The following is a 3,046-nucleotide window of genomic DNA, read 5'->3' as shown; positions in this document are numbered from 1 at the left end:
TCGCGGACCAGCGCGCGCAGCCGCCGTTCGGTCGGGTTCGTCAGCGTGAGCACCGACCGGGCCTGCTCGGTGAGCCGCACCGACCCCGGCACCGAGCGCGCGACGGCGATCGACCGCGGCGAGGTCGCCAGGGCGGCGTCGAGCGCGCACAGCCCGAGCACGGCGAGCGCCCACAGCACCGCGGTCCCCGGGACGGGGACCAGCAGCACCGGCACGACGCCGAACGCCGCGAGCGCAACCGCACGCCAGGTCAGGGCCATCTCAGCGGCTCGGTCTCGGCGGGCGTCAGCGGGGGACCGGGACGGCAGCGAGCACGGTGTCCAGCACGCTCTCGCTGGTGACGCCCTCGAGCTCGGCCTCGGCGCGCAGCTGCACGCGGTGCCGCAGGGTCGGGTGCGCGAGCGCCTTGACGTCGTCCGGCGTGACGTAGGTCCGCCCGCTGAGCCAGGCCCAGGCGCGTGCCGTCGCGAGCAGCGCCGTCGCGCCGCGCGGGGAGACGCCGAGCGAGAGCGACGGGGACTGCCGGGTGGCGCGGCACACGTCGACCGCGTACCCGAGCACCTCCGGGGCGACCTGCACGCGGGCGACCTCGGCGCGGGCCCGCTCGAGCATCTGCGCGCCGGCGACCGGCCGGACCCCGGCGGCGTGCAGGTCCCGCGGGTTGAACCCGGCCGCGTGCCGCGCGAGGACCTCGATCTCCTGGTGCCGCTCGGGCATCGGGAGCACGAGCTTGAGCAGGAACCGGTCGAGCTGGGCCTCGGGGAGCGGGTAGGTGCCCTCGTACTCGACCGGGTTCTGGGTCGCGATGACCAGGAACGGGTCGGGCAGCGCGCGCGGCGTCCCGTCCACGCTCACCTGGTTCTCCTCCATCGCCTCGAGCAGCGACGCCTGGGTCTTCGGGGGCGTGCGGTTGATCTCGTCCGCGAGCAGCAGGTTCGTGAACACGGGGCCCTTGCGGAAGCTGAACTCCGCCGTCCGCGCGTCGTACACGAGCGAGCCCGTGACGTCGCCGGGCATCAGGTCCGGCGTGAACTGCACGCGCTTGGTGTCGAGGTCCAGCGCCGCCGACAGGGTCCGCACGAGCAGCGTCTTGGCGACCCCGGGCACCCCCTCGAGCAGCACGTGCCCGCGGCACAGCAGCGCGATGACCAGCCCCGTCACGGCGGCGTCCTGCCCGACGACGGCCTTGGCGACCTCCGCGCGCACGGCGGCCAGGGCGTCACGCAGGTCGGTCGACGGCGCCGGCGGCGCCGCGGCGTGTCCGGGGTGCGCCTGGTCCGGCTGCCGAGCCTCCGGCTGCGGAGCCTCCGGCTGCGGAGCCTCCGGCCGAGTCGTCTCCGGCTGCGTCGCCTCGGGCCGCGCCACCTCCGGCTGCGCCGGATCTGGCTCGGGGACGGTCGGGGCCTCGCGGTATGCCTCGGTCATGTTCGGTGAACCTCGCTCTCCAAATGGTCCAGCCCGCGGGCCAGGTGCTCCAGCCCCGCGTCGTCGGTCGGTGGTGGTCCGTACAGCAGCGCGGCGACGTCGATCGCGCGCCGGCCGGTGGCCCGCGCGAGCGCGTCGATCACCACATCGGACCCCGCGCTGCGCGGCAGCCCGATGCGCGCCGCCGACCGCGTCGCGACCCCGGCGCGCAGCGCCGCCGCGGCGTGCCCGTAGGACCGCGAGCGACGGTACAGCCGCCCGCGCCCGCGGGTGGTCTCCGCCGCGCGCACCGTGACCGGCAGCGGCTCGGTCACCAGCCGCCCGAGCCGGCGCCCGCGCCACAGCCCGGCGACCAGCGCCACGAGCAGCAGCTGGAGCCCCACCGGCCCGGCCCACGGGGGCAGCAGGTCGCTCACGGCGGGCCCGGCGGCCGGCGCCTTGCCGAAGTCAGCGGTCGACGGCACGTACCAGGTCAGCCGGCGGTGGTGGCCGAGCATCCGCACCGCGAGCGCGGCGTTGCCCGCGGAGGCGAGCGTCGCGTTGGTCAGTACGGCCGGGTCGCCCAGCGCGACGACCCGGCGCCCGCCGTCGTCGACGGCCAGGTACGCCCCGGCGGCCCCGTCGGTCGCGCGGAAGCAGATCGTCGCGGCACTGCCGGTGGCCATGTACCCGGCGCCCGCCGCGAGGATCGACCCGGCGGCCGAAGCGTCGGGGTCAGCGCACTGCGCGTCGCGTTCGCCCGGCTTGCTCAGCGGTGCGACGTCGGCGACGTCGGCCGCGTCCGTCACGGCGTCCAGCAGGAGCGGCTGGGGATCGAGCAGGACGAGATCGGCCTTGGTTCGGGCGAGCTCGTGGACCTGATCCTCGCTGAGCAGGAAGCTGTTCGTAATCAGCAGCGTGGTGCCGGCCTTCGCCGCGGCGCTCGCCTCGCCGGACGTCCGGACGTACGTGACGTCGACCCCTTGCCTGCCGAGGATCTGGGCGAGCGCCCGCGCGCCGCCCTTGGCGGGGTTGTCCGGCGCGAGCGCGACCCCGGAGGTGCGCGGCTCGGGCAGCACCGAGGCGACCCCGACGAGGCCCACGAGAGCGGCGACCGCGATCACCCAGCGCCAGCGGCGCCAGCGGACCTTGGCCCGGGTCGCCGCCGTCGTACCGTCCCCGATGACGACGCCGCCGTCGCGCGGCGCACGCGGGGACGTCTCGCCGGACGCCCGATCGGGCACGCGGGTGGGCGAGTAGGGCGCGACAGGTGTGCTCACGGCGTGCCGACCAGCGCCTGCACGGTCCGGGCCGCGGGACGCGTCGCCACCAGGCGCGCGTCCAGCGCACTGAGCCAGGCGTCGGTGTCCTGGCCCGGGGAGGCCTTGCCGTAGCAGACCTCGTCGAAGATCCGCCCGGCCCTGCGCAGGTCGGTGAGGTGGTCCGGGAGCCGGGTCCCGGCGGCCTCCGCGGCCTCGTGCGCGGTGCGGCCGGGCCGCTCGTCGAGCAGTGCGCGCTCCTCGAGGGCCCGCACGATCGCGCGGAACCGGTCGAGCACCGCGGCCGGCCAGTCGCCGCGCGCCGCGCTCGCGTCCGCGGCCGCGCGCAGCTCGGTCGAGCTGCGCGCGTCGTCCCCGAGCAC

Annotated in this window: 3 protein-coding genes and 1 pseudogene; all 4 read right to left on the bottom strand. The window is 76.8% G+C overall.

What is annotated here, in order from left to right:
• Nucleotides 1–260: pseudogene (locus tag VIM26_RS09285) on the bottom strand (DUF58 domain-containing protein); the annotation flags it as partial.
• 25 nt (nt 261–285) lie between these two features.
• Nucleotides 286–1,425 carry an AAA family ATPase gene (locus VIM26_RS09280; protein WP_331950405.1) on the bottom strand — a complete coding sequence of 380 codons (1,140 nt, stop codon included), beginning with the start codon at nt 1,423–1,425 and terminating at the stop codon, nt 286–288.
• Complete coding sequence (locus VIM26_RS09275; protein WP_331950404.1) at nt 1,422–2,684, bottom strand: DUF4350 domain-containing protein; 1,263 nt, start codon at nt 2,682–2,684, stop codon at nt 1,422–1,424. The genes VIM26_RS09280 and VIM26_RS09275 overlap by 4 nt, the downstream gene beginning before the upstream one ends.
• A partial coding sequence (locus VIM26_RS09270; RefSeq protein WP_331950402.1) for a DUF4129 domain-containing protein occupies nt 2,681–3,046 on the bottom strand: 366 nt, incomplete at its 5' end. The genes VIM26_RS09275 and VIM26_RS09270, both read right to left, overlap by 4 nt.

It is taken from the genome of Pengzhenrongella sp. (genome assembly GCF_036565025.1).
Taxonomy (GTDB): Bacteria; Actinomycetota; Actinomycetes; order Actinomycetales; family Cellulomonadaceae; genus Pengzhenrongella.
This window is presented reverse-complemented; position numbering and strand designations above follow the sequence as displayed.